General features: G+C 70.4%; 20 protein-coding genes. 9 read left to right on the top strand and 11 right to left on the bottom strand.

The features are described from left to right. Positions 1–22 precede the first annotated feature (22 nt). The 3 genes from ACWF82_RS02620 to ACWF82_RS02610 are packed head-to-tail and all read left to right on the top strand — an operon-like array spanning position 23 to position 3281. Positions 23–1246, top strand: a complete 1224-nt coding sequence (locus ACWF82_RS02620) for a CaiB/BaiF CoA transferase family protein (protein ID WP_452497251.1) — start codon at positions 23–25, stop codon at positions 1244–1246. Continuing rightward, positions 1243–2514 (top strand): acetyl-CoA hydrolase/transferase family protein, encoded by a 1272-nt coding sequence (locus ACWF82_RS02615; RefSeq protein ID WP_452497249.1) that lies wholly within the window; start codon positions 1243–1245, stop codon positions 2512–2514. The genes ACWF82_RS02620 and ACWF82_RS02615 overlap by 4 nt, the downstream gene beginning before the upstream one ends. Continuing rightward, on the top strand, positions 2514–3281 hold the full coding sequence (locus ACWF82_RS02610; RefSeq protein WP_452497247.1) for an enoyl-CoA hydratase/isomerase family protein: 768 nt from the start codon (positions 2514–2516) through the stop codon (positions 3279–3281). Before ACWF82_RS02615 ends, ACWF82_RS02610 begins: the two co-directional genes overlap by 1 nt. Before the next feature lie 54 nt (positions 3282–3335). Here the strand turns inward: ACWF82_RS02610 and ACWF82_RS02605 are convergent, their stop codons facing one another. Both ACWF82_RS02605 and ACWF82_RS02600 read right to left on the bottom strand, forming a co-directional pair. Next, positions 3336–4565, bottom strand: coding sequence for an acyl-CoA dehydrogenase family protein (locus ACWF82_RS02605; protein WP_452497245.1), 1230 nt, complete (start codon positions 4563–4565; stop codon positions 3336–3338). A 31-nt stretch (positions 4566–4596) separates the two neighbouring features. Then, complete coding sequence (locus ACWF82_RS02600) at positions 4597–5733, bottom strand: acyl-CoA dehydrogenase family protein (protein ID WP_452497243.1); 1137 nt, start codon at positions 5731–5733, stop codon at positions 4597–4599. 144 nt (positions 5734–5877) lie between these two features. Between ACWF82_RS02600 and ACWF82_RS02595 the strand changes: the two genes are divergently transcribed. Both ACWF82_RS02595 and ACWF82_RS02590 read left to right on the top strand, forming a co-directional pair. After that, positions 5878–7167 (top strand): cytochrome P450, encoded by a 1290-nt coding sequence (locus tag ACWF82_RS02595; protein WP_452497241.1) that lies wholly within the window; start codon positions 5878–5880, stop codon positions 7165–7167. Then, positions 7167–7355, top strand: coding sequence for a ferredoxin (locus tag ACWF82_RS02590; RefSeq protein ID WP_452497239.1), 189 nt, complete (start codon positions 7167–7169; stop codon positions 7353–7355). Before ACWF82_RS02595 ends, ACWF82_RS02590 begins: the two co-directional genes overlap by 1 nt. A gap of 83 nt (positions 7356–7438) precedes the next feature. Here ACWF82_RS02590 and ACWF82_RS02585 read toward each other — a convergent pair whose 3' ends face one another. The 9 genes from ACWF82_RS02585 to ACWF82_RS02545 form a co-directional block, all read right to left on the bottom strand. After that, positions 7439–8248 (bottom strand): NAD(P)-dependent oxidoreductase, encoded by an 810-nt coding sequence (locus tag ACWF82_RS02585; RefSeq protein WP_452497237.1) that lies wholly within the window; start codon positions 8246–8248, stop codon positions 7439–7441. A 161-nt stretch (positions 8249–8409) separates the two neighbouring features. Further along, positions 8410–9255 carry an NAD(P)-dependent oxidoreductase gene (locus tag ACWF82_RS02580; protein ID WP_452497235.1) on the bottom strand — a complete coding sequence of 282 codons (846 nt, stop codon included), beginning with the start codon at positions 9253–9255 and terminating at the stop codon, positions 8410–8412. After that, complete coding sequence (locus ACWF82_RS02575; RefSeq protein WP_452497233.1) at positions 9255–9788, bottom strand: DoxX family protein; 534 nt, start codon at positions 9786–9788, stop codon at positions 9255–9257. The genes ACWF82_RS02580 and ACWF82_RS02575 overlap by 1 nt, the downstream gene beginning before the upstream one ends. Positions 9789–9793: 5 nt before the next feature. Next, positions 9794–10750, bottom strand: a complete 957-nt coding sequence (locus tag ACWF82_RS02570; protein WP_452497231.1) for an alpha/beta hydrolase — start codon at positions 10748–10750, stop codon at positions 9794–9796. 23 nt (positions 10751–10773) lie between these two features. Continuing rightward, positions 10774–12465, bottom strand: a complete 1692-nt coding sequence (locus tag ACWF82_RS02565; protein WP_452497229.1) for a thiolase C-terminal domain-containing protein — start codon at positions 12463–12465, stop codon at positions 10774–10776. A 40-nt stretch (positions 12466–12505) separates the two neighbouring features. Then, on the bottom strand, positions 12506–13852 hold the full coding sequence (locus ACWF82_RS02560) for a cytochrome P450 (protein WP_452497227.1): 1347 nt from the start codon (positions 13850–13852) through the stop codon (positions 12506–12508). Beyond that, complete coding sequence (locus tag ACWF82_RS02555) at positions 13849–14046, bottom strand: ferredoxin (RefSeq protein ID WP_379034294.1); 198 nt, start codon at positions 14044–14046, stop codon at positions 13849–13851. The genes ACWF82_RS02560 and ACWF82_RS02555 overlap by 4 nt, the downstream gene beginning before the upstream one ends. Before the next feature lie 14 nt (positions 14047–14060). Continuing rightward, positions 14061–14921 (bottom strand): mycofactocin-coupled SDR family oxidoreductase, encoded by an 861-nt coding sequence (locus tag ACWF82_RS02550; protein ID WP_452497224.1) that lies wholly within the window; start codon positions 14919–14921, stop codon positions 14061–14063. 31 nt (positions 14922–14952) lie between these two features. Further along, positions 14953–15660, bottom strand: a complete 708-nt coding sequence (locus ACWF82_RS02545) for an SDR family NAD(P)-dependent oxidoreductase (RefSeq protein WP_452497222.1) — start codon at positions 15658–15660, stop codon at positions 14953–14955. Between the two features lie 208 nt (positions 15661–15868). Between ACWF82_RS02545 and ACWF82_RS02540 the strand changes: the two genes are divergently transcribed. From ACWF82_RS02540 to ACWF82_RS02525, 4 genes are read left to right on the top strand one after another with little or no spacing between them, the layout of a single operon-like run. Further along, positions 15869–17335, top strand: a complete 1467-nt coding sequence (locus ACWF82_RS02540) for an aldehyde dehydrogenase family protein (RefSeq protein WP_452497220.1) — start codon at positions 15869–15871, stop codon at positions 17333–17335. Next, the gene (locus ACWF82_RS02535) at positions 17332–18540 is read left to right on the top strand and encodes a CaiB/BaiF CoA transferase family protein (protein WP_452497218.1); all 1209 of its coding nucleotides are present in this window, start codon (positions 17332–17334) and stop codon (positions 18538–18540) included. The genes ACWF82_RS02540 and ACWF82_RS02535 overlap by 4 nt, the downstream gene beginning before the upstream one ends. A 19-nt stretch (positions 18541–18559) precedes the next feature. Beyond that, on the top strand, positions 18560–19732 hold the full coding sequence (locus ACWF82_RS02530; RefSeq protein WP_452497216.1) for an OB-fold domain-containing protein: 1173 nt from the start codon (positions 18560–18562) through the stop codon (positions 19730–19732). Continuing rightward, on the top strand, positions 19729–20889 hold the full coding sequence (locus ACWF82_RS02525) for a thiolase C-terminal domain-containing protein (protein ID WP_452497214.1): 1161 nt from the start codon (positions 19729–19731) through the stop codon (positions 20887–20889). The genes ACWF82_RS02530 and ACWF82_RS02525 overlap by 4 nt, the downstream gene beginning before the upstream one ends. Positions 20890–20902: the final 13 nt, after the last annotated feature.

Genomic DNA, 20902 nt, shown 5'->3' with positions numbered 1-20902 from the left:
GTGGTGGTCGAAAGGGGACGCGATGGAACACACAGGTCCGCTCGCAGGGATTCGGGTCGTCGACCTGACCGCGATGGTGATGGGGCCGTACTGCACGCAGATCATGGCCGACATGGGCGCCGAGGTGATCAAGATCGAGCCGCCGCGCGGCGACGACACCCGCTACATCTCGGTGGGTCCCGAGCCGGGGATGAGCGGGGTCTTCGTGAATGTCAACCGGGGTAAGCGCAGTGTGGTCCTCGACCTGCGCACCGAGGCCGGTGCTGCGGCCCTGCGCGAACTGGTCGCCGGGGCCGACGTCTTCGTCCACTCCATGCGGGCGGCGGCGATCGAGCGGCTCGGTTTCGGGTACGCGGACGTGGCCGCGCTGAACCCGGGCATTGTCTACACGAACTGCTACGGCTACGGCCGCGGCGGTCCCGACTCCGGCCTGCCCGCCTACGACGACACCGTCCAGGCCGCCTGCGGACTGCCCTCCGTGCAGGAAATGCTCACCGGCGCACCGGGATACGTGGGCAGCATCATCGCCGACAAGGTCGCCGGGCTGACCGCGGTGTACGCCACCACGATGGCGCTGCTGCATCGGGAGCGGACCGGCGAGGGCCAGGAGGTCGAGGTCGCCATGTTCGAGACGATGGCGGCGTTCATGCTGGTCGAACACGCCAACGGCGCCCTGTTCTCCCCGCCGCTCGGCCCGGCCGCCTACCCGCGCGCGGTGACGCCGGACCGCAAGCCCTACCGAACCGCCGACGGCTACCTGGCGGCCCTGGTCTACAACGACAAACAGTGGACCGCGTTCGTGGACGTTGTCCGGCCACCGTGGGCCGGACCGGAATTCGCCACGCTCGCCCAGCGCGCGGCCCGGATCGATGTGGTCTACGCCCATCTCGCCGAGACCTTCGCCGAACGCACCACCGCGGAGTGGTTGACGATCCTTCGATCGCTGGAGATCCCGGCGGCGCCGGTGCGCTCCCCCGACGACCTCTTCGACGACGAACACCTCGCCGCGGTCGGCTTCTTCCAGACCGTGGACACCCCCGACGGCCCCGTCCGCTTCCCCGGCCCACCAGCCCGCTTCTCCCGCACCCCGGGCCGCGTCGCCGGTCCCGCACCCAGGCTCGGCGCCGATACCGACGCGGTCCTCGACCAGCTCCGCTCCGCCGTGCCGGGAACAGCGCTGCCGATATCCGCCGCCGAGTCGCGCACGCGCTCCGGCTCGGCCGTTCCGGGCGGGTGGGCCCGATGACCGCCGTGCTGCCTGCCGCCGAACTCGACCTGCGCCGGATCCTGCGCTCGGGTGACCGGATCGTCGCGGGTCAGGCATGCGGTGAGCCGACCACCCTGATCGAGATGCTCATCGCGCAAGGCAGCGGGATCGCGGACCTGTCGCTGTTCGTCGCGACGAGTTTCTCCGGCCTGCTCACCCCGGCCGCCGCGGCGGTGTTCGAGCCGGTGAGCATGGGCGCGATCGGGGCGCTGCGCGGGCTCGCCGCGGAGCATCTGCTGAGCGTGGTGCCGTGTCACGTCAGCCGGGTCGGTCCGATGATCGAGGCGGGTGAGTTGCGGTGTGATGTTGCGTTCGTTCAGGTCGCGCCTGCCGATACGGACGGCACGCACAGTGTGGGGCTCATCAGTGATCACGTGCTGTCCGCGATCCGGGCGGCGCGGGTCGTGGTGGCGGAGGTGAACGACCGGGTGCCGCGGACCGTGGGAGAGCGGATCCACGCGACCGAGATCGACTACGCGATCCGGGTGTCCCGGGATCCGGTGCAGGTCACCGCCGCCGCCATCGGGCCGGTGGACGAGGCGATCGCCCGGCACGTCGCGGAGTTCGTCGACGACGGCGCGGTCCTGCAGGTCGGGATCGGCGCGGTGCCGGACGCGGTGCTGCGGCTGTTGCGCGACCGCACCGATCTCGGTGTGCACTCCGGGATGATCGGCGACGCCCTGGTCGATCTGGTGGACGCGGGCGTGGTGACCAACGCGCGCAAGGAGATCGATCGCGGAGTCTCGGTGACCGGTGCGCTGATCGGCACGGAACGGCTCTACCGGTTCGCCGACCGCAATCCGCTGATCCGCATGTGCACCACCGCCTATACCCACGACCCGGCGGTGCTCGGGCAGCTCAGCCGCCTGGTCACGGTCAACTCGGCCGTCGAGGTCGATCTCACCGGGCAGGTCAACGCCGAACAGAGCGGCACCGCGTACTTCGGCGGCACCGGCGGGCAGGTGGACTTCGTGCGTGCGGGTCTGCGGTCGCCGGGTGGGCGATCGGTGATCGCGCTGCAGTCCACCGCCCGGCGCGGGACGGTGAGTCGGATCTGCGCGGCGCTGTCGGGGCCGGTCACCACCGCGCGCAGCGACGTCGACGTGATCGTCACCGAATACGGCGCCGCCGAACTGGCCGGGCGGACCATGGCCGAACGCGCCCGCGCGCTGATCGCGGTGGCGCACCCCGGCTTTCGCGACGAGCTGGACCGCGCGGCGCACGAGATCCAGCGGAGAGGATTCTGATGTCCGAGGACGCAGTGCTGTTCGAGGCCAGGCCCGACGGGATCGCCGTCATCACCCTGAACCGTCCCGAGACCCGCAACTGTCTCGCCCGGGACGTACGGGCCGGATTGTTCGCGGCGTGGGAACGTTTCGAGACCGACCCGGCGCTGCGGGTCGCCGTGCTCACGGGTGCGGGCCGGGCCTTCTGCGCCGGTGGAGATCTCAAGGAGATGGTGGCGACCGGGATGACGGTCCCACCGCGCGACATGTTCCCCGTGCCCTACGACACGGTGGAACTGAGCAAGCCGACCATCGCCGCGGTCAACGGCGCCGCGTTCGCCGGCGGCTGGATGATCGCCCAGGCCTGCGATCTGTGCGTCGCCTCGACCGAGGCGAGCTTCGCCGTCACCGAGGTGAAAGTGGGCCGCAGCTCACCCTGGGCCGCACCGCTGATCCACATGATCCCGCAGCGGATCATGATGGAGATCCTGCTGACCGGCAAGCCGGTCGACGCCCGCCGCGCCTACGAGATCGGCCTGGTCAACCGCCTCGCCGAACCGGCCGACCTGCTCCCCGCCGCACTCGAGCTGGCCCGCGAGATCGCCCAGGCGGCACCACTGTCGGTGCGCGCGGCCCGCGACACTGTCATGCTCGCCACCGAGATGGGCCGCGCGGCCGCGCTCCAGGCAGCCAGGCACGCTTCGGTGCCCTGCTATGAGAGCGCCGATGCGCAAGAAGGCCCACTTGCCTTCGCGGAGAAGCGAACTCCCCGCTGGACCGCCCGCTGACTGGATACGGGTGAGCGGCTCGTCGCAGGAGAACCGGAGCCGCTCACCCGCACCTCATCGACCGTGCGGGACCTGGTCGAAGGGCACGTCGCGGTCGGCGGTGTCCTCGCGCGGCATGCCGAGGACCCGCTCGCTGATGACATTGCGGGCCATCTCGGTGCTGCCACCGGCCAGGCTCCAGGCCGCGCGGAACAGGTAGTCCAGGCCGGCGGTTTCGGTGTCGGCCTCGGCGCCCGCGGTGTAGGTGGCGCCGTCGGAGCCCGCGATGCGCAGGGCGGTATCGGTTTGCAGCCAGGCGTTCTCGGCGGAGAACAGGCGGGGGATGGCGCCGGAGGTCGGCGGCAGGGCGCCGGTGGTGATGGCGCGGGTGACATGGGCGATGAGCTGGTCGCGGACCACGTTCATGGCGCGCGCTTCACCGATGTCCTCGCGCACCCTGGTATCCGCCGACTGGCCGGTCGCCTTCGCCAACCGCAGCAGCTGGTCGGCTTCACCACCGAGGTGCGGGCGGGCGCCGCTGGTGTAGGGCGAGGTGCCGCCGAGTGCCGCCCGTTCGTGGAACAGCAAGCGGGAGGCCGCTTCCCAGCCGCCGTCGACCTTGCCGACCACCGCGTCCGCGGGCAGCACCACCTCGTCGAAGAACTCCTGGCAGAACTCGGTGGAACCGGTGACCTGCTTGATTCGCTGCACCGTGACGCCCTCGGCGTGCACCGGGACCAGGAATAGGGTCAGCCCTTGATGTTTGGGCACCGACCAGTCGGTGCGGGCCAGGCACAGGCCGTAGTCGGCGGCGTAGGCGCCCGAACTCCAGATCTTGGAGCCGTTGAGGATCCACCGGTCACCGTCGCGATCCGCGCGCGAGGTGAGCCCCGCCAGATCCGAGCCGCCCCTCGGCTCGGACAGGAACTGCACCATGATCTCGTCGCCACGCAGCACCGCGGGCAGATGGGCAAGCTTCTGCGCCTCGGTGCCGAGATCGAGCAGGCTGGCCGCGCAGATGGCCAGCGTCGGCACGTTCAGCAGCAGCGGCATCTCGTAGGGGAGCGACTCCTCGGTGAAGGCCTCCTGATGCGCGGGGCTCAGGCCGAGACCGCCGTATTCGGCGGGGAAACAGATACCGGCGAAACCGCCGTCGTGCAGCAGGCGTTGTAGCCGGCGCGCGTGCTGCCAGGCCTCCTCGGTGTCGGCGGGTGCGGTCGACGGCGGTGCCGGGGACATGTTCGCTTTCAGCCAGTTCCTGGCCCTGAGCCGGAAATCCTCGACGGTCTCGATGTCGGTGGTCATACGACGATGCCTTCCTGAGGGGACGGTGCGGTCATGCCGCGGAGTCGAGCAGATCGGTGATGTGGCGGCGGTGCTCCTCGGGTGTGCCGTACAACGCCCGACCGAGGGTGATCCGGCGCAGGAACAGGTGCAGATCGTGCTCCCAGGTGACGCCGATCCCGCCGTGCAGCTGCACGCAGTCCTGGGCGATCACCGGTGCCTTCGCGCCCACATACGATTTCGCGATGCTGATGTACTCGTCGGTCTCCGCCGCCTCGGCGTCCCAGGCGGCGGCCGCGGCGAGGGCGGTGGCGCGGCAGGCCTCCAGCCAGGTCTTGTTGTCGGCCATGCGGTGTTTGAGCGCCTGGTACGAGGCCAGCGGCCGCCCGAAGGTGTAGCGCTCGAACAGCCAGGTCAGCGTGCGGGTGAGCGCGTGGTCGGCGGCACCGGCGGACTCCGCGGCGGTGACGAGCGCTGCGGCGCCCGCCTGCGCGCGCACCGCGGCCGCCGCCGCGTCACCGGTGTGGGTCACCCCGTCGGAGCCGACAACGACATCGTCGAAGACGACCCTGCCGGTGCGCCGGGTGAGATCGATGGTCCAGGTCGGGCTGACGGTCACGCCCGGCGTCTCGGCGGGCACCAGCAGCTGGATCGGGCCGTCGGGACCGGCCGCGGTGACCAGGAACAGGTCGGCCTGATCGGCCGCCTCCACCCGATCCTTGACACCGGTCAGCCGGTAACCGGAACCGGTCGGCACCGCGCGGGTGCCGCCGACCTCGCCGGTGAGCACGCCGAAACCCGCACCGGGCTCGTACACCGCCCAGGTCACCACGATCGTGCCCGCCACGATCGCGGCGACCGTCTCGGCGAGGTGGTCGGTGGTGTCGCGCAGACCGGCCAGCGCCGCGGTGGTGGTGACGAACGGGCCGGGCGCGGCGGCGCGGCCGAGTTCCTCGGCGACCAGGGCCAGCTCGGTCATCGGATGACCGGAAACCGAACCGCCGCCGAGGCTTTCGGGCACCAGCATCGCCGTCCAGCCGAGTTCGGCGCCGCGTCGCCACCAGTCCCGATCGAAGCCGGTGCCCGCCTCGGCGAGCGCGCGCACGGTCTCGATCGGCACGGTGCCTGCCAGGAATTCGCGGGTGGTCGTCTGGAAAAACCGCTGGTCCGCGGTGGGGTCGTTGGGCATGGGGTCTGTCCTCCGGTTGACGCGCAGCGAGCAGTGTGGAAATCTCATACTCACATGTGAGAGGCTTATTCTCAATCACGGAAGTCGACTGGCACCAAACATCCGCCAGGTGGCGTCGACCGGAATCTCGAAGGGACCCGTCGCGTGGTGAACAACTTCCAGGATCTGGACTTCTTTCTCGGACAGGAGCTGGTCGCAGATCCCTACCCGTACTTCGATTCGCTGCGCGAGCAATGCCCGGTGACCCGCGAACGCCATCACAACGTGATGATGGTGACCGGCTACGACGAGGCACTCGAGGTCTACAACGATGTCGGGCGGTTCTCCTCGTGCATCGCCGTCACCGGTCCGTTCCCCGGATTCCCGGTCCCGCTGGACGAGGACACCGATGTCGACGCGGTGATCGCCGAGCATCGCGACAGCCTGCCGATGAGCGATCAGCTGCCGACGCTGGATCCACCGACGCACACCGATCACCGCGCCCTGCTCATGCGGCTGATCACGCCGAAGCGGTTGAAGGAGAACGAGGAAGCAATGTGGTCGATCGCCGACCGCATGCTCGACCACTACCTGGTCACCGGCGGCGACTGCATGCGCGAATTCGCCGGTCCCTTCACGCTGTACGTGATCGCCGATCTGCTCGGTGTGCCCAAGGACGACCAGGACGAGTTCCTGCACACCCTGCAGCGCGATCCGCACCGCGAGGGTGCCAGCGTGGGCTCCACGCAGGGTGAAGGCATGTCGCACAACCCGATCGAGTTCCTCTACAGCAAGTTCTCGGCCTATATCGAGGACCGTCGCCGCGACCCGCGCAACGACGTGCTCACCAGCCTGGCCACCGCGACGTTCCCGGACGGGTCGCAGCCGGAGGTCCTCGATGTGGTGCGGGTGGCCGCCAATGTCTTCTCGGCCGGTCAGGAGACCACGGTCCGGCTGCTGAGCTCGGCGCTGAAGCTGATCGCCGAACGGCCCGACATCCAGGAGTACCTGCGCGCGGACAAGAGCCGCATCCAGAACTTCATCGAGGAGTCGCTGCGGATGGAGAGCCCGGTGAAGGGCGATTTCCGGCTCGCCAAGTCGACCTCGACGGTGGGCGGGGCCGAGGTGCCGGTGGGGACCGTGCTGATGGTGGTCAACGGTGCGGCCAATCGCGACCCGCGCCGCTTCGACGATCCGACCACCTTCGATCCGGCGCGTTCGAATGCCCGCCAGCACATCGCTTTCGGGCGTGGCGCGCACACCTGCCCCGGTGCGCCGCTGGCCCGCGCGGAGGCCAGGATCGCCATCGAACGCCTGCTGGATCGCACCACCGATCTGCGCATCGACGAGACGGTGCACGGACCCGCGGAGGAGCGGCGGTATCACTACCTGCCGACCTTCATCCTGCGTGGACTCACCTCCCTGCACCTGGAATTCGACACCGAGGAGGCCTGATGAAGGTAACTGTCGACGCGGACCGCTGCCGGGGCCACGGCGCCTGTCTGGGGCTGTGCCCGGAGGTCTTCACGCTGAACGTGGACGGCTATGCCGAGACGGCACCGGGTGCGGTGCCGGAGCATCTGGTCGGTGCGGTGGAGGAAGCGGTGTCGGCCTGCCCGGAGCAGGCCATCGTCGTGGAGTGAGGTGGAGGGGTTCCGTTGCGGTGCAGCGGAACCCCTCGCTGCGTCCGGGGTTACCGGGGCATGGACGGCGGGCGTGCGCGGCGTCAGACCGGCGCGGATGGTGTCAGACCGGCGCGGATCGCGGCGTCGAGGAGGCCGAGGTCGGCGCCGAGGGAGGTGGCGACCTCGGTGGCGACGGCGATGTCCTTGCGCAGGAATTCGCCTGTGGTGGTGCGGAATCGGTCGACCGATCCGCGGGCGGCGATGCGGGTGAGGGCGTTACCGGTGCTGCTGGCGTGGGGGAGGGCGGACAGCAGAGCCGGTTCGGCGAGACCGAGGTGGGTGGCCAGGCGGACGGCGTCGGCGACGAGTCCGATCTGGGCCGCGAAGAGGACGTTGTTGACGAGTTTCACGCGCTGGCCGTCGCCGGGGCCGCCGACGTGCAGGATCGGGTCGGCGTAGGCGCGGAGAACCTCGGTTGCCCGGTGCGCGGCGGTGTCGGATCCGCCGAGGAAGACGGTCAGGGTGCCCGCGGCGATGTCGGGTGGGCCGCCGCTGACGGGGGCGTCGACCACGTCGATGCCCCGATCGGCCGCCGCGGTCGCGACGGCAGTGGCGGTGTCCGGGCTGCCGGTGGTGTGCAGGACGACGAGGGCGCCGGCGGGCAGGTCGGTGAGAAGTGTTCCGTCCAGGCAGATCTCGCGGACCTGGTCGTCGCTGAAAACGCAGACGATCAGCACCTCGGCATCCCGCGCCGTCCCGGTGGTGGACGAGACGGGCGTGGCGCCGACAGCGGCCACCCCGGCCCGCGCCTCGGGATTGCGCGCCTGGGCTCGAACGATGTGCCCGGCGCCGACCAGACGGTCGACCATCGGCAGACCCATCCGGCCCGCGCCCACGAAACCCACGCGCATCCTGTGCTCTCTTCTCTTCGTCGATCGGTTGACGGGGCGGCGCACCGCTCTGCCGGCGATCGGGCCGACCGGCGAAGTGGCCGAGGGAGTACGGCCGGGCCGGGAAGCGCCGTGGTGCGCGTCCGAGGTGTCAGCCGAGCCGTTGTCGGCCAGGCCGATGCCTACGAATTCGTCAGTGGGGCAGTGCTTTGCCGCGCCCGGTTCATCACCGTGAGGGCCGCGTCGGCGGCGGTGAGCTCGATCCCGGGTGTCGCGGCCGCGGTGGCGGCGAGGTCGGCGAGCAGCCCGACATCCTTGCGCAGCAGATCGCCGGCCCGCACGGCCAGGCCGTCGAGGGAGCCGCCGGAAGCGACGACGCGGCCGAGCGCGAAGCTGTCGGCGGTGCCGTGGGTGATGACCTCGCCGAGCCGGGCGGTGTCGAGGCCGAGGTCGGCGCCGAGGCGCAGGGTGCCCTGCGCGGTCGCGAGATTCGCGGTGAACAGGAGGTTGTTGAGGAGTTTGGCGAACTGTCCCGCGCCCACGTCGCCGAGGTGCACGATCGGGTTCGCGTAGGTCGCGAAGACCGGGCGAGCGGTCCGCACGGCTTCGTCCGGTCCGCCGACCATCACCAGCAATCTGCCCTCGACGGCGGCGGGACCACCGCCGCTGACCGGTGCGTCGATCACCGAAACACCTTGTCGCGCGGCGATATCCGCGATCTCGCGGCAGGTGTCGGGGTGCACGGTGGAGTGCACGGCAAGCACCGAGCCGGGGATCATCCCGGTCAGCACGCCGTGCTCACCGGTGACCACCTCGCGGACATCGGCGTCACCGACCACACACACGCACACCAGATCGGCGGCCGCCCCCAGCGCGACGGGGGATTCGGCGGTATCCGCCGCGGTGCCGGCATAGGGCTCGAGTGCGGCGGATCGGCGCGCCCACAGCGTGGTCGGGTAGCCGGCCTCGATGATGCGCCGCGCCATCGGCCCACCCTGGCTACCCAATCCGATGAACCCGACGCGCATCAGCGCGCCTCCTCTCTGTCGACTTCCCGATCGGCGACGGGGGCCGGTGCCGGACGGTAGAACGCCGCCAGCAGGCCGATGGTCGCTCCGACACCGAGCCCGAGTGCGAGCAGTCCGCCCGCCCAGCCGGTGACGGTGATGTCGAAGGCATGATCGAGGGAGACCCGGCCGGGCCCGAGGAGGCCGAGCGCGATCGCCGCCACCGCGAGCACGAGCACGTACTCGTAGCCCTCCTTGAACACGAAGAAACCGTTCTTGCGGTGCGCGAGCAGCCCGGCCACCAGCATCACGCCGACCACCGCCCCCGCACCCAGGGGCGTGGCCAGCCCGAGCGCGAGCAGCACGCCCGCGCCGATCTCGGTGACCACGCTCGCCCACGCCTGCACCACGCCGTTGCGCAGGCCGAGCCCGGTGAACCAGCCCGCGGTGCCGGCGATCTTGCCACCGCCCAGCCAGTGGTTGACCCCGTGCGCGATCATGGTGGCGCCCACCACGAATCGCAGCAGGAGCAGGGCGGTATCGGTCGAGTCCATCGCATTCACCTCTCCGGCGGCACCGTGCCGCCGTCCAATTGTGGTGTAGGACCGGTGAACTCGCCGTTTTCGGCGGTGACCAGGCATTCCTCGGCGAAGGCGAGCATGCCCAGGTGGTAGGCCGCGGCGGTATTGCCCACACTGATGTTGTGCGCGGTGTTGGGCTGGCGGTTGAGCACGACCCGCGGCGCGGCGGTGAACAGCGCGCCCACCTCGGCCAGCGCGGCCACATCGTTGCACCAGACCCGTTCGTGGTCACCCGCCGAGAACCGCACCGGCACGCGGATTCCGGCGGCCAGCGCGGGGAAGACCTGGGTCGCCCAGTCGGCGACGGCCTCGGTCTCGGCAGGCGGGGCCGGTACCGCGATCGTCGCGCCACGGCGGGCATCGGCGGGATAGAGCCGCGGCGGATTCCAGATCAGATCGCCGACGCCGGGCGGCCGTGGTGAGCCGGGACCGACGGTGCGCAGGATGCCCGCGCCCTCGGGGTGATAGCGGTAGCCGGTGCCCGCCAGCTCCACCCCGAGCAGATCGGTGAACCGGGGATCGCCGGCCATGCGCATCGCCAGTTCGGCGCCGGCCGAGTGGGCGGTGAGGAACACCCCGGCACCGCGTGGGCGGTCGCGCAGGAAGGCTTCGACGGCCTCGAACATCAGGTCCACCCGGACCGCTGCCGGAATCAGCCGGTCGGCGTAGGGTGCGGAACTGCCGTAGCCGGGGCGGTCAGGGGCCAGAACGGTGTAGCCGAGCCGGTGCGCGGCGCGCAGCAGTGACAGTTCGGGATGACCGGGGCAGTCGAAGTAGGCCGAGGTCGTCGATCCGCCGTGCAGGGCGAGCAGCACCGCGCGTGGCGCGGGCGACTCGGCGAACAGCGCCGACACCGGGATGCCGTCGACCTCGGTGACGACCGCCGCGGGCGCGTCGTCGCCGACGGCACTGAGTTCGGAGTGGGTGAGGGTCACGTGGTCTCGCTTTCCTGGCACCGTCACCCGGCGCGCAGCAGCATCGCACCGCCGGGGGTGAGCCCGCCGCTGGACACCACCGCGACCCGGGCGCCGGGCACCTGTCGTGGTCCGGCATCGCCACGCAACTGCGCGATCGCCTCGTGGAGCAGGCCCATGCCGTGGGTGCGGCCGTGGGAGAGCTGCCCGCCGTGGGTGTTCACCGGGATCAGCCCGTCGCGGGCGATGTTCTTGCCGCCGTCGAGGAAGTCCGCGGCTTCACCGATTCCGCATAACCCGAGCGCCTCGATCCAGGACAGGCAATTGAAGGTGAAACCGTCGTAGAGTTCGGCCACGTCGACATCGCGGGGCCGCAGATCCGTGCGCGTCCACAGGTGCGCGGCCGGACCGAGGACCTGTGGTTCGTGGGTGAGGGTGCTCTGATCCCATTCGATGCGTTCGACGATCTGGGTGCCGACCGCCTCGACATACACCGGGGTGCTCGCCAGATCACCGACGGTGTCGACCGCGGAGACGACCACCGCGACCGCGCCGTCGCACGGCACATCGCAGTCGTAGAGCCCGAACGGGCTGGTGACAGGCCTGGCCGCGAGATAGTCGTCCATCGTCATCGGGTCGCGGTAGACCGCGGTGGGGTCGAGTTCGGCATTGGCGCGCTGGTTGAGCGCGATCCAGCCCAGCGTCTCGCGGGTGGTGCCGTAGTCGTGGAAGTGCCGCTGCGCCTTCTGCGCGAGGGTGTGCGCGGCGGAGGTGGCGCCGAAGGGGGTCAGCCAGCTGGTGGTGCGGCCGCTGCTCGCGGTGATCCGGCCCGACTTCATGTGCTCGGCGAAGGTCGACTCCCACACCGTGCGGAAGCACAGCACGTGCCGGGCCAGCCCGGCGGCCACCGCGGTCATCGCGGCGATCACCGAACCGCCGGGGCCGAAGGTCTCGATACCGCCGTTGTGCCAGGTCGGCCGGATACCGAGGGCGGCTTCCAGTGCGGTCACCCCGCCCTCGCCGAAGCCGCCGAGGTTGCCGCCACCGGGATAGGACGACAGCCCGTCGATATCGTCGAAGGTGAGTCCGGCGTCGGCGACCGCGCGTTCACAGGCCGCCACGGTCAGCGCCAGCGGCGGCACCATGAGCCTGCGGCCGATCTGCGACATCCCGATGCCGGTGAGCGCGACCCGGTCTTCGAACTTGTCGCCGCGCACCATCGGCCGGATGTGCGCGGCGTAGTCGCCGGGGGCGATCTCGTCCACCGGCAGCGCGGCCGGTTCGCCGGTGACCGGGCGGAACAGCGGCAGCCACACGTCACCGTCGGGCTGGAAGGTGACCTCCACCGGCATGCCGAGTTCGAGCGAATCCGGTTCGGCCGCCACGATATTGGTGGTCAGCCGGACGCGGGTGTCCTCGACCGGCGCGACGGTGGCCACCACGTACGGCGGGTCGAGGCCGGGGACGGCGAAACGGTGGTTCACCGTGAACGCGATCAGCGTCGCGCGGCCGGACAGCTCACGGACTCCGAGTTCGTGACCGCGGCAGTACCGGCACACCGGCTGCGGCGGGTGCAGCAGGGCGGCGCAGGAACGGCACTCCTGAACGCGCAGGACACCGTCGGCGCCCGCGGTCCAGAAGAACTCGTTGTCGAGCCCGAGCTGAGGCAGTGGCCGTCCGGACGCGGGTGCGTCCGGACTCCTGTCGGTGCCGTGTCCCCCGGGGCTGTCCGCCACCAGTGTCTCCTTGTCTGCGCGCAGCACGCGCGAGCAGTGATCAGATCTGCGCGCCTGCGCGATTCTGGGTGATCGGCTCGGCGAGCCGCTGTTCGTCGACGACCGTCTGCAGCTTCGCCAGCGTCTCCGCCAGGCCGGGACCGAGCCGCTCGCCCGGGGTGAAGGTGGCGGGCAGGTGCCGCATGCCCTGGATCACCGCGATGGTGTCGTAGTGCACGGTCTCCGCGGCGACGGCCCGGTAGTCGGGCATCCGGTCCAGGACCGCGACCAGCATCCGCTTGAACACCGTGCGCGCCACATTGGAGCCGATGCACCGGTGGATGCCGAGCCCGAAGCTGTAGTGCCGGTTGCCCTTCCGGTCGAGCACGACCTGCTCCGGGTCGGTGAACACGGCCGGGTCGCGGTTGGCCATCGCCCACGACAACCACAGCCGGTCACCTTCCCGGAAGGAGGCGCCCGCCACTTCGCAGTCGGCCGCGAGCGTGCGCCCGTCGCCCGGTGCCGGGGTGTAGTAGCGCAGGAATTCCTCGGTGGCCGGGTCGAGCAGCGCCTCGCGGTCGCGGCTGAGCGTCGCGCGCTCGCCGGGGTTGTCCGAGAGCCATTCCAGCGCGTGCGCGGTGAGCGCGGTGGTGGTGTCGAACCCGCCGCCGATGAGCAGGCTGAGCATGCCGAGGATCTCCATGTCCGGCAACGGTTCTCCGTCGACCCGCGCCGTCGCGACCGCGTGGATCAGGCCGGGTCGCGGCGTCGCCCTGATCTCGGCCAGGTTGGTGAGCAGATCCAGGCCCATGGTCCGGTGCATCTCCGCGATGCGCGGATAGTCCGGGGAATCCGGCGGGGTGTAGACCGCCGCGTGCACCGGTTCGTTGTAGATGGTCCACTTCGCCAGCGGCACACCGAGCATGCCGAGGGTGAGCACGGCGGGCACCACATTGGCCAGGTCGTCGACGAAATCGATACGGCCGCTCTCGATGTGCTCATCGAGCGCGGCGCGCACGACCTCGTCGACGAACGGCACCCAGCGCCGCACGGCGGCGGGGGACAGGTACGGGTTCAGTGCCGAACGCAGTTCCCGGTGCTCGGGTTCGTCCATCTCGAGGATGCCGCCGCGGATCCCCCGCGCCCGGGGTGCGGGCGGGATGGAGATGCCGCGGTAGCCCGTGCGGACGCCGTGCGGATCGTGGTCGTTGGACACGTGCGGGCAGCGTGCGAGTTCGAAGACCTCGCGGTTGCCCGCCGCGACCCAGTGCCCGTCGTAGGTGTCGGTCCAGGCGAGCGGGCACTCGCGCTGCATCGTCTCGGTGATGTCCTGGAACTCGTCGCGGTATCGCGGTGCGTACCGGTCGAAGTGGAACCGGGGTTGCTTGCGGGCGTCGTCGTCGGTCACTGTTCCGCCAGCGAGATCGCCCGCTCGGGGCACGAGTGCACGGCTTCGCGCACCTGCTCCTGCTGATCGGCGGGCACCTGCTCGTCGACCGGTGAGGAGTGGCCGTCGATATCACTGAGTTCGAACGCCTGCGGGGCGATCATGGCGCACAGCGTGTGCCCCTGGCAGCGCTGCGCATCGACCTGGACCTTCACGATGAATCTTCCTCTCAGATGTGGTACTCGTACCACTTCAGGTAGCCGCCGCCGTCGACGCGCAGCTGCGTTCCGGTGATGAACCGCGACTCGTCCGAGGCAAGGAACAGCACGGCGTCGCTGATGTCGCGGGTCTCGACATAGGGGATCGGCATCGCCTGCTGGACACCGAAGGCCGGCTCGGCGTCCGCGCGGGTCGGGTGCTCGAGATCGGGGCGGAACGAGCGGTACATCGGCTCGCTCTGCAACATCGGGGTGTCGCAGTTGGTCGGGTGGATCACGTTGGCGCGGATGCGCTGTGCCGCGATGTGCAGGGCCAGATGGTGCACGTACTCCGAGAGTCCGCGCTTGGCGACGACGTAGGCGATCCCGCCCGGATCGCGGCCGGGCTGGTCCACCTTGGCGATGTCCATCAGCGCCGCGACCGAGCCGGTCGCGATGATGGAGGCGCCTTCCTGCAGATGCGGCAGCGCGGCCTGGATGGTGTTGATGACGCCGATCAGGTTGGTGTCGATGACATCGGACCAGGCCTGCCACTGCGGCGAGCCCTTCATGCCCGCGATGCCGGCCTGGGCGATCACGATGTCGAGGTGGCCGAATTCGGCGATGCCGTCGGCGACGGCCGTCTTCAGCGCGACGGCGTCACGGACGTCGACCTGCCTGGTCAGGATCCGGCGCCCGGCCTTCTCCACCAGGCGAGCGGTCTCCTCGAGGTCCTCGGGACGCGAGAGCGCGTAGCCGATGCTGTCGATGTCGCGACAGATGTCGACGGCGATGATGTCGGCGCCCTCTTCGGCCAGCCGGACCGCGTGACTGCGGCCCTGACCGCGTGCCGCGCCGGTGACGAAGGCGACTTTGCCTGCTACGCGTCCCATGGGAGTTCCTCTCGTTCGGGGTGTTCGATGCTCATGTGTTGCGACCGCCGTTGACCCCGAAGATCTGCCCGGTGATGTAGGACGCTTCCTCGGAGATCAGGAAGGCGCACGCCGCGGCGATGTCGGCCGGTGTACCGACCCGGCGGACGGGCGTGCGCCCGATGTGGTCCTCGACCGTGCCGCCGAGGCGCTGTGCCTGTTCGTTCTTGCGCAGCATCGGGGTGTCGATGAACCCCGGCGGCACCGCGTTGACGGTGATGCCCGACGGACCCAGTTCCAGCGCAAGGGCTTTGGTGAGTCCGTTGACCGCCGACTTGGCCGCGACGTAGTGCGCCATGAACGGCTGGCCCGAGTGGGTGCTCGACGAGGAGATGTTGACGATGCGGCCCCAGCCGGCGTCGATCATGTCCGGCAGCACGGCCTGGATGGTGTGGAAGACGCCGTGCAGGTTCACATCGATCACCCGCTGCCACTCCGCGAACGACAGCTTTCCGAAGCGCTTGAAACCGTCCAGCCCGGCCGAGTTCACCAGCACCGCGACGGGGCCGAACTTCGCGCGGACCGCGTCGAGTGCCGCCGCGACCTGTTCCGGATCGGTGACGTCGGCGCGGAAGGCGAAGTCGTCCTCGACTGCCGGATTCAGGTCCAGGGTGGCGACGTGGAACCCGTCGCCGCGCAACCGTTCGGCGATGCCGAGCCCGATGCCCGACGCGCCGCCGGTGACCACCGCTGTTTTCACAAGAATCTCCCTTCCGGATGTGAGAACCGTACTCTCGCCAAGAATGGATTAGCAAGGGTGGCGGGCGAATTCGGGGAGCCGGGTGCGATGTCGGCGAATCGGACGGTTCGCCCCGCCGATCCCTGCTACCGTCCCGCTTGTTGCATGTAGCATTCTCGATTGAGAGAATGAGATTTCCATAGGGACTCGGTCCCAGCAAGGAGGCGGGATGTCAACGCAGGAAGTGGCGGGCACGGTGACACGTCGATTGCTCGTCGATGGGCAGCTGCGCGAAACCGGGCAGACGCTCGCTTCGCTCGATCCCGCGACCGGTGAGGTGTACGGCTACGCCCCCGAAGCCGGGGTGGCCGACGTGGACGACGCCGTCGCCGCCGCGCGCCGCGCCTTCGACGAGACCACCTGGGCGACCAATCCCCGGTTCCGCGCTCGCTGCCTGCGCCAGCTCTACCGCGCGTTGCGCGACAATGTCGAGGAGCTGCGCGCGCTGACGATCGCCGAGGTCGGCGCGACGCGCGCGCTGACAGCGGGCAACCAGCTCGAGACCCCGTTCGAGATCGTGCGCTACTACGCCGAACTGCTCGACACCTACGCCTGGACCGAGGACCTCGGCAATGTCGAGATCCGTGGCCAGCAGCATCACCGGTGGGTCGAGAAGGAAGCCGCCGGTGTGGTCGCCGCGATCGCCGCCTACAACTATCCGCATCAGCTCGCCCTCGCCAAGCTCGCACCCGCGCTGGCCGCGGGCTGCACGGTGGTGCTCAAGGGCGCGCCGGACACTCCGCTGGCCACGCTGGCGCTGGGCGAGATCATCGCCGAGCACACCGAGATCCCCGCGGGCGTGGTGAATGTCCTCGCCTCCTCCGACATCGAGGTGGGCAAGCGGATGACCACGCATCCGGACGTGGACGTGGTCACTTTCACCGGCTCGACGCCGGTGGGGCGCGAGATCATGGCGGCCGCCAGCGCCACCCTCAAGAAGGTGTTTCTCGAGCTGGGCGGCAAGTCGGCGATGATCCTGCTCGACGACGCGGACTACACCAAGGCGGCGGTGTTCGCGGCGTTCAGCGTCGTCACCCATGCCGGGCAGGGCTGCGCGCTCACCACCCGGCTGCTGGTGCCCGCCGCCGATCACGACCGGGTCGCCGAGCTGGTCGCGGCCAACTTCGCCCATGTGCGCCACGGTGATCCGAACGAACCGACGACCTATATGGGACCGCTGATCAGCGCCGGACAGCGCGACAAGGTGCACGCGATGGTCAGGCGCGCGGTCGCCGCGGGGGCCACCCTGGTGACCGGCGGGAAGAAGCTGGATCCCGGCTTCTTCTACGCCCCGACGCTGCTGGCGAATGTCGACCCCGACAGCGAGATCGCTCAGGAAGAGGTGTTCGGCCCGGTGCTGGCGCTGATCCCGTACACCGACGACGACGAGGCGGTCCGCATCGCCAACAACTCGATCTACGGGCTGTCCGGCGCGGTCTTCAGCGCCGACGCCGAACGGGCCAAGGCGGTGGCGCGGCGGGTGCGCACCGGCACCTTCAGCATCAACGGCGGCAACTACTTCCACCCCGACGCCCCGTTCGGCGGCTACAAACAGTCCGGTATCGGGCGGGAGATGGGCGTGGCCGGGCTCGAGGAGTTCCTCGAGCACAAGACTCTCGCGGAAGTCCTCGCATGAGCGGGCCGTTGACCGGCATCAAGGTGCTCGAGGTCGCGATGTACGGTTTCGTGCCGTCGGCGGGGGCGGTGCTCTCGGACTGGGGCGCCGACGTGGTGAAAGTGGAGCACGCCAGCGGCGGCGATCCGCAGCGCGGGTTGCGCCGGGTGGGCGCCTTCGTCGTCGAGGGCGATCCGAATCCCAATGTGGAGCACGCGAATCGGGGCAAGCGCAGTATCGGCGTCGACATGTCGGTGCCGGAGGGCCGCGAGGTGATCCTGGAGCTGGCGAAGAACGCCGATGTGTTCCTCACCAGTTTCCTGCCGTCCGCGCGGACCAAATTCGGCATCGACGTCGACGACATCCGCGCGGTCAACCCCGGCATCGTCTACGCCAGGGGCAGCGCGCTCGGTCCCCGCGGTGCCGAGTCGGTCCGGGGCGGGTACGACATGACCGCCTTCTGGTGCCGTGCCGGCATCGCCGCGACCATCACGCCGGAGGGGACCGAGGGGCTGATCCAGCCGCCCGGCCCGGCCTTCGGTGACACCGTCTCCGGCACCAATCTGGCCGGCGGCATCGCCGCCGCTCTGCTGAAACGCGAACGCACCGGCGAGACCTCGGTGGTCGACGTGTCGCTGCTCGGCAGCGGGCTGTGGGCGCTCGGGCACACGATCGCGCTGTCGGCCTCGCAGCGGCAGCCGATGCGCGCGCCGCGACCGGGCGTGCACGGCGCGCCGACCAACCCGCTCTCGGGCCTCTACGCCACCTCCGACGACCGCTACCTGTCGTTCGTCATGTTGCAGCCCGCCAAGTTCTGGGCCGACGTGTGCCGCCACATCGACCGGCCCGAGCTGGCCGAGGACCCGCGCTTCGCCGACGCCGCCGCGATCGCCGAGCACACCGCCGAGGCGGTGGCGATCCTGCGCGAGGTGATCGGCGCGCGCACCCTCGCCGAGTGGACCGAGCGGTTCGCCACGCTGGCGGGACCCTGGGCGCCGGTACAGGATTCGGTCCAGCTGCTCGCCGATGCCCAGATCCGGGCGAACGACTACCTGCTGCCCGCCGGCGAACTCGAGCTGGTCTCCAGCCCGGTGCAGTTCGACGTGGCGCCGCCGCGGCTGCGGCCGGGGCCGGAGTTCGCCGCGCAGACCGAGGAGATCCTGCTCGAACTGGGGCTGGACTGGGACCGCATCATCACGCTCAAGACCGCGGGCGCGGTCACCTAGTCGTCCGGAAGGAGCCGACATGCCGCATGTTGCGTCGATGGGGACGTACCTGCCCTGCTGGGGGGACCGGCATCACCGAGTCGCCGGGGACGACGAGGACGCGGTCACCCTCGCGGTGGAGGCGGGCAGGGCCGCCCTGGCCGGCGGCGAGCCGGTGGAACGGGTGGTGCTGGTCAGCCGCGATCTGCCGCTGGTGGAGAGCAGCAATACCGCGGTGCTGCTGGCCGGACTCGGGCTCGATCCCGAGCTCGAGGTGACCGAGCGCCTCGGTGGCGCTCCGGCCACCCTGGACGCGCTGAGTTCGGCCCGGCCACGCACGCTGGTGATCGGTGTCGATCTCGAGCCCGCTGGTGCCGCCGCAGCGTGGATCTCCGACCGTAACGGTGTGCAGGTGCGCACCACGGCCCGGGTCGCGCGCAGTCTGCCGGTGCGGACCCGCCATGCCGACGGTGTCCACGACTACGGCGATCCCCGGTTGCTGCGCGAGCGCGGCCTGGTGGCGTCGCTGTCGGCGGCCTGGCTCGATACACCGTTCGCGGTCGCGGGAGTGGAGCACAAGCAGGCGGCCGCGCTGTGCGGGACGCCGCCGCGGCTGCCGACCACCGGCGCGTCCTCGGCGCTGTTCGCGCTGGCCGCGATGGCGGAATGGGGCGCCGCCGGACTGCTGGTCGGGGTGGAGCAGGCCAGCCTGTCCGGGGTCACCGTGGTGCCGGGCCCGCTGTCGCTGCGGCGGCTCGAGCCGCCCGCCCGGCCGCCGCTGGACGGGATCGTCGAACCCGGGACGGACCTGCCGCTCTCGCTGGCCGCCTACGAGCGCGCCTTCGAGGCCAAGGTGCGCTGGGAGGCGGGCCGGCACGAGGGCACCGACGAGCTGGACTTCCCGCCGCGCTATCGGCTCGGCGCCGACGGCAGCCTGGCCACCACCTACACCCTGGTGCCGCTGCCGCGCACCGGCACCGTCTACGCCGCGACCACCGTGCGCATGCCGGTGCCCGGCCAGAAGAGCCCGTACACGCTGGTGGTCGTCGAACTCGACGACATCGGGGTGCGCGCGCTGGCGAAGGTGACCGGCGCCGACGCGGGCACCGCCGAGATCGGGGCGCGCGGCCGAATGGTGTTGCGCCGGGTGGCGATACGTTCGGGCGTCCCGGACTACGGATACGCGTTCGAGCCGGAAAAGGAATCGGTATGAGAAGAGTCGCCGTCGTCGGCGCGGGGATGACCCCGTTCGCCGAACACTTCGCCTTCGGACTGAGCGATCTGCTGCCGATGGCCTTCGCCGAATGCGCCGCCTCCGTCGACAAGGGCCTGCACCTCGACGACATCGAGGCCGCGTGGTTCGGTGCGCTGCGGACCACCGACGGGTTCCCGTCCGGGATCCTCGCCGAAGCGCTCGGCCTGCCCGAACTGCCGGTCACCCACGTCGAGAACTCGTGCGCCACCGGCAACGACGCGGTGCGTAACGCCTTGTACGCCATCGCTTCCGGCGCGGTGGACGTCGCGCTGGTGATCGGCGCGGACAAGCTGCGCGAGACCGCGGAGAAGGACATGCTCCGCGAGTGGGAGTCGATGACCAGGAATCGCGCCTGGGACTACGAGCTCGGCCTGTTCGCGCCCGCGGGTTTCGCCCTGCACGTGAGCCGCTACCTGCACGAGTCACCGGCCACCCGCGAGCACCTGGCCATGGTGGCGGTGAAGAATCACCGGCACGGCGCGCGCAATCCCAAGGTGCGCTTGCCTTTCGAGATCACCATGGAGCAGGCGCTGCGGGCGCCGATCGTGGCCGACCCGTTCGGGGTGTACGACTGCGCGCCGCAGAGCGACGGCGCCGCGGCGCTGGTGCTCGTCGCCGAGGACGTCGTCGACCGCTACACCGATTCACCGGTGTGGGTGCGTGGAGTGGGGCTTGGCCTGGACTCGATCATGGTGCAGCACAAGCCGGATCTGACGACGTTCCCGGCCACCCTGCGAGCGGCTCGCCGTGCCTTCGCGATGGCGGGGCTCGCTCCCGCCGACATCGACGTGGCCGAGGTACACGACTACTTCACCGGCATCGAGCTGATGAGCTACGAGGATCTGGGCTTCGCCGACCGGTTCGAGGCGCACAAGCTCGTCGAGACCGGCGCGACCTCGGTCGGTGGGGCGATGCCGGTCAACCCCAGCGGTGGCCTCAAGACCAAGGGGCATCCGCCCGGCGCCACCGGCATCGCCCAGTGCGTCGAGCTGTTCGAGCAGTTGCGCGGCACCGCGGTGAACCAGGTCGAGGGCGCGCGAATCGGGTTGGCGCACAACCTGGGTGGGCCGACCGCGGTCGCGGCGGTGACGATCCTCGAGGGCCCTGCCCGCTGAGTGCACGACACAC

The sequence above is a fragment of the Nocardia sp. NPDC055053 genome (assembly GCF_053608285.1).
Note: the sequence above shows the minus strand (reverse complement) of the source record. Positions and strands in the feature narration are given on the sequence as shown.

Coding starts and splice junctions, on each gene's coding strand:
- ACWF82_RS02620 (WP_452497251.1), top strand. CDS start 23: ATGGAACACACAGGTCCGCTCGCAGGGATTCGGGTCGTCGACCTGACC.
- ACWF82_RS02615 (WP_452497249.1), top strand. CDS start 1,243: ATGACCGCCGTGCTGCCTGCCGCCGAACTCGACCTGCGCCGGATCCTG.
- ACWF82_RS02610 (WP_452497247.1), top strand. CDS start 2,514: ATGTCCGAGGACGCAGTGCTGTTCGAGGCCAGGCCCGACGGGATCGCC.
- ACWF82_RS02605 (WP_452497245.1), bottom strand. CDS start 4,565: ATGACCACCGACATCGAGACCGTCGAGGATTTCCGGCTCAGGGCCAGG.
- ACWF82_RS02600 (WP_452497243.1), bottom strand. CDS start 5,733: ATGCCCAACGACCCCACCGCGGACCAGCGGTTTTTCCAGACGACCACC.
- ACWF82_RS02590 (WP_452497239.1), top strand. CDS start 7,167: ATGAAGGTAACTGTCGACGCGGACCGCTGCCGGGGCCACGGCGCCTGT.
- ACWF82_RS02585 (WP_452497237.1), bottom strand. CDS start 8,248: ATGCGCGTGGGTTTCGTGGGCGCGGGCCGGATGGGTCTGCCGATGGTC.
- ACWF82_RS02580 (WP_452497235.1), bottom strand. CDS start 9,255: ATGCGCGTCGGGTTCATCGGATTGGGTAGCCAGGGTGGGCCGATGGCG.
- ACWF82_RS02575 (WP_452497233.1), bottom strand. CDS start 9,788: ATGGACTCGACCGATACCGCCCTGCTCCTGCTGCGATTCGTGGTGGGC.
- ACWF82_RS02550 (WP_452497224.1), bottom strand. CDS start 14,921: ATGGGACGCGTAGCAGGCAAAGTCGCCTTCGTCACCGGCGCGGCACGC.
- ACWF82_RS02540 (WP_452497220.1), top strand. CDS start 15,869: ATGTCAACGCAGGAAGTGGCGGGCACGGTGACACGTCGATTGCTCGTC.
- ACWF82_RS02535 (WP_452497218.1), top strand. CDS start 17,332: ATGAGCGGGCCGTTGACCGGCATCAAGGTGCTCGAGGTCGCGATGTAC.
- ACWF82_RS02530 (WP_452497216.1), top strand. CDS start 18,560: ATGCCGCATGTTGCGTCGATGGGGACGTACCTGCCCTGCTGGGGGGAC.
- ACWF82_RS02525 (WP_452497214.1), top strand. CDS start 19,729: ATGAGAAGAGTCGCCGTCGTCGGCGCGGGGATGACCCCGTTCGCCGAA.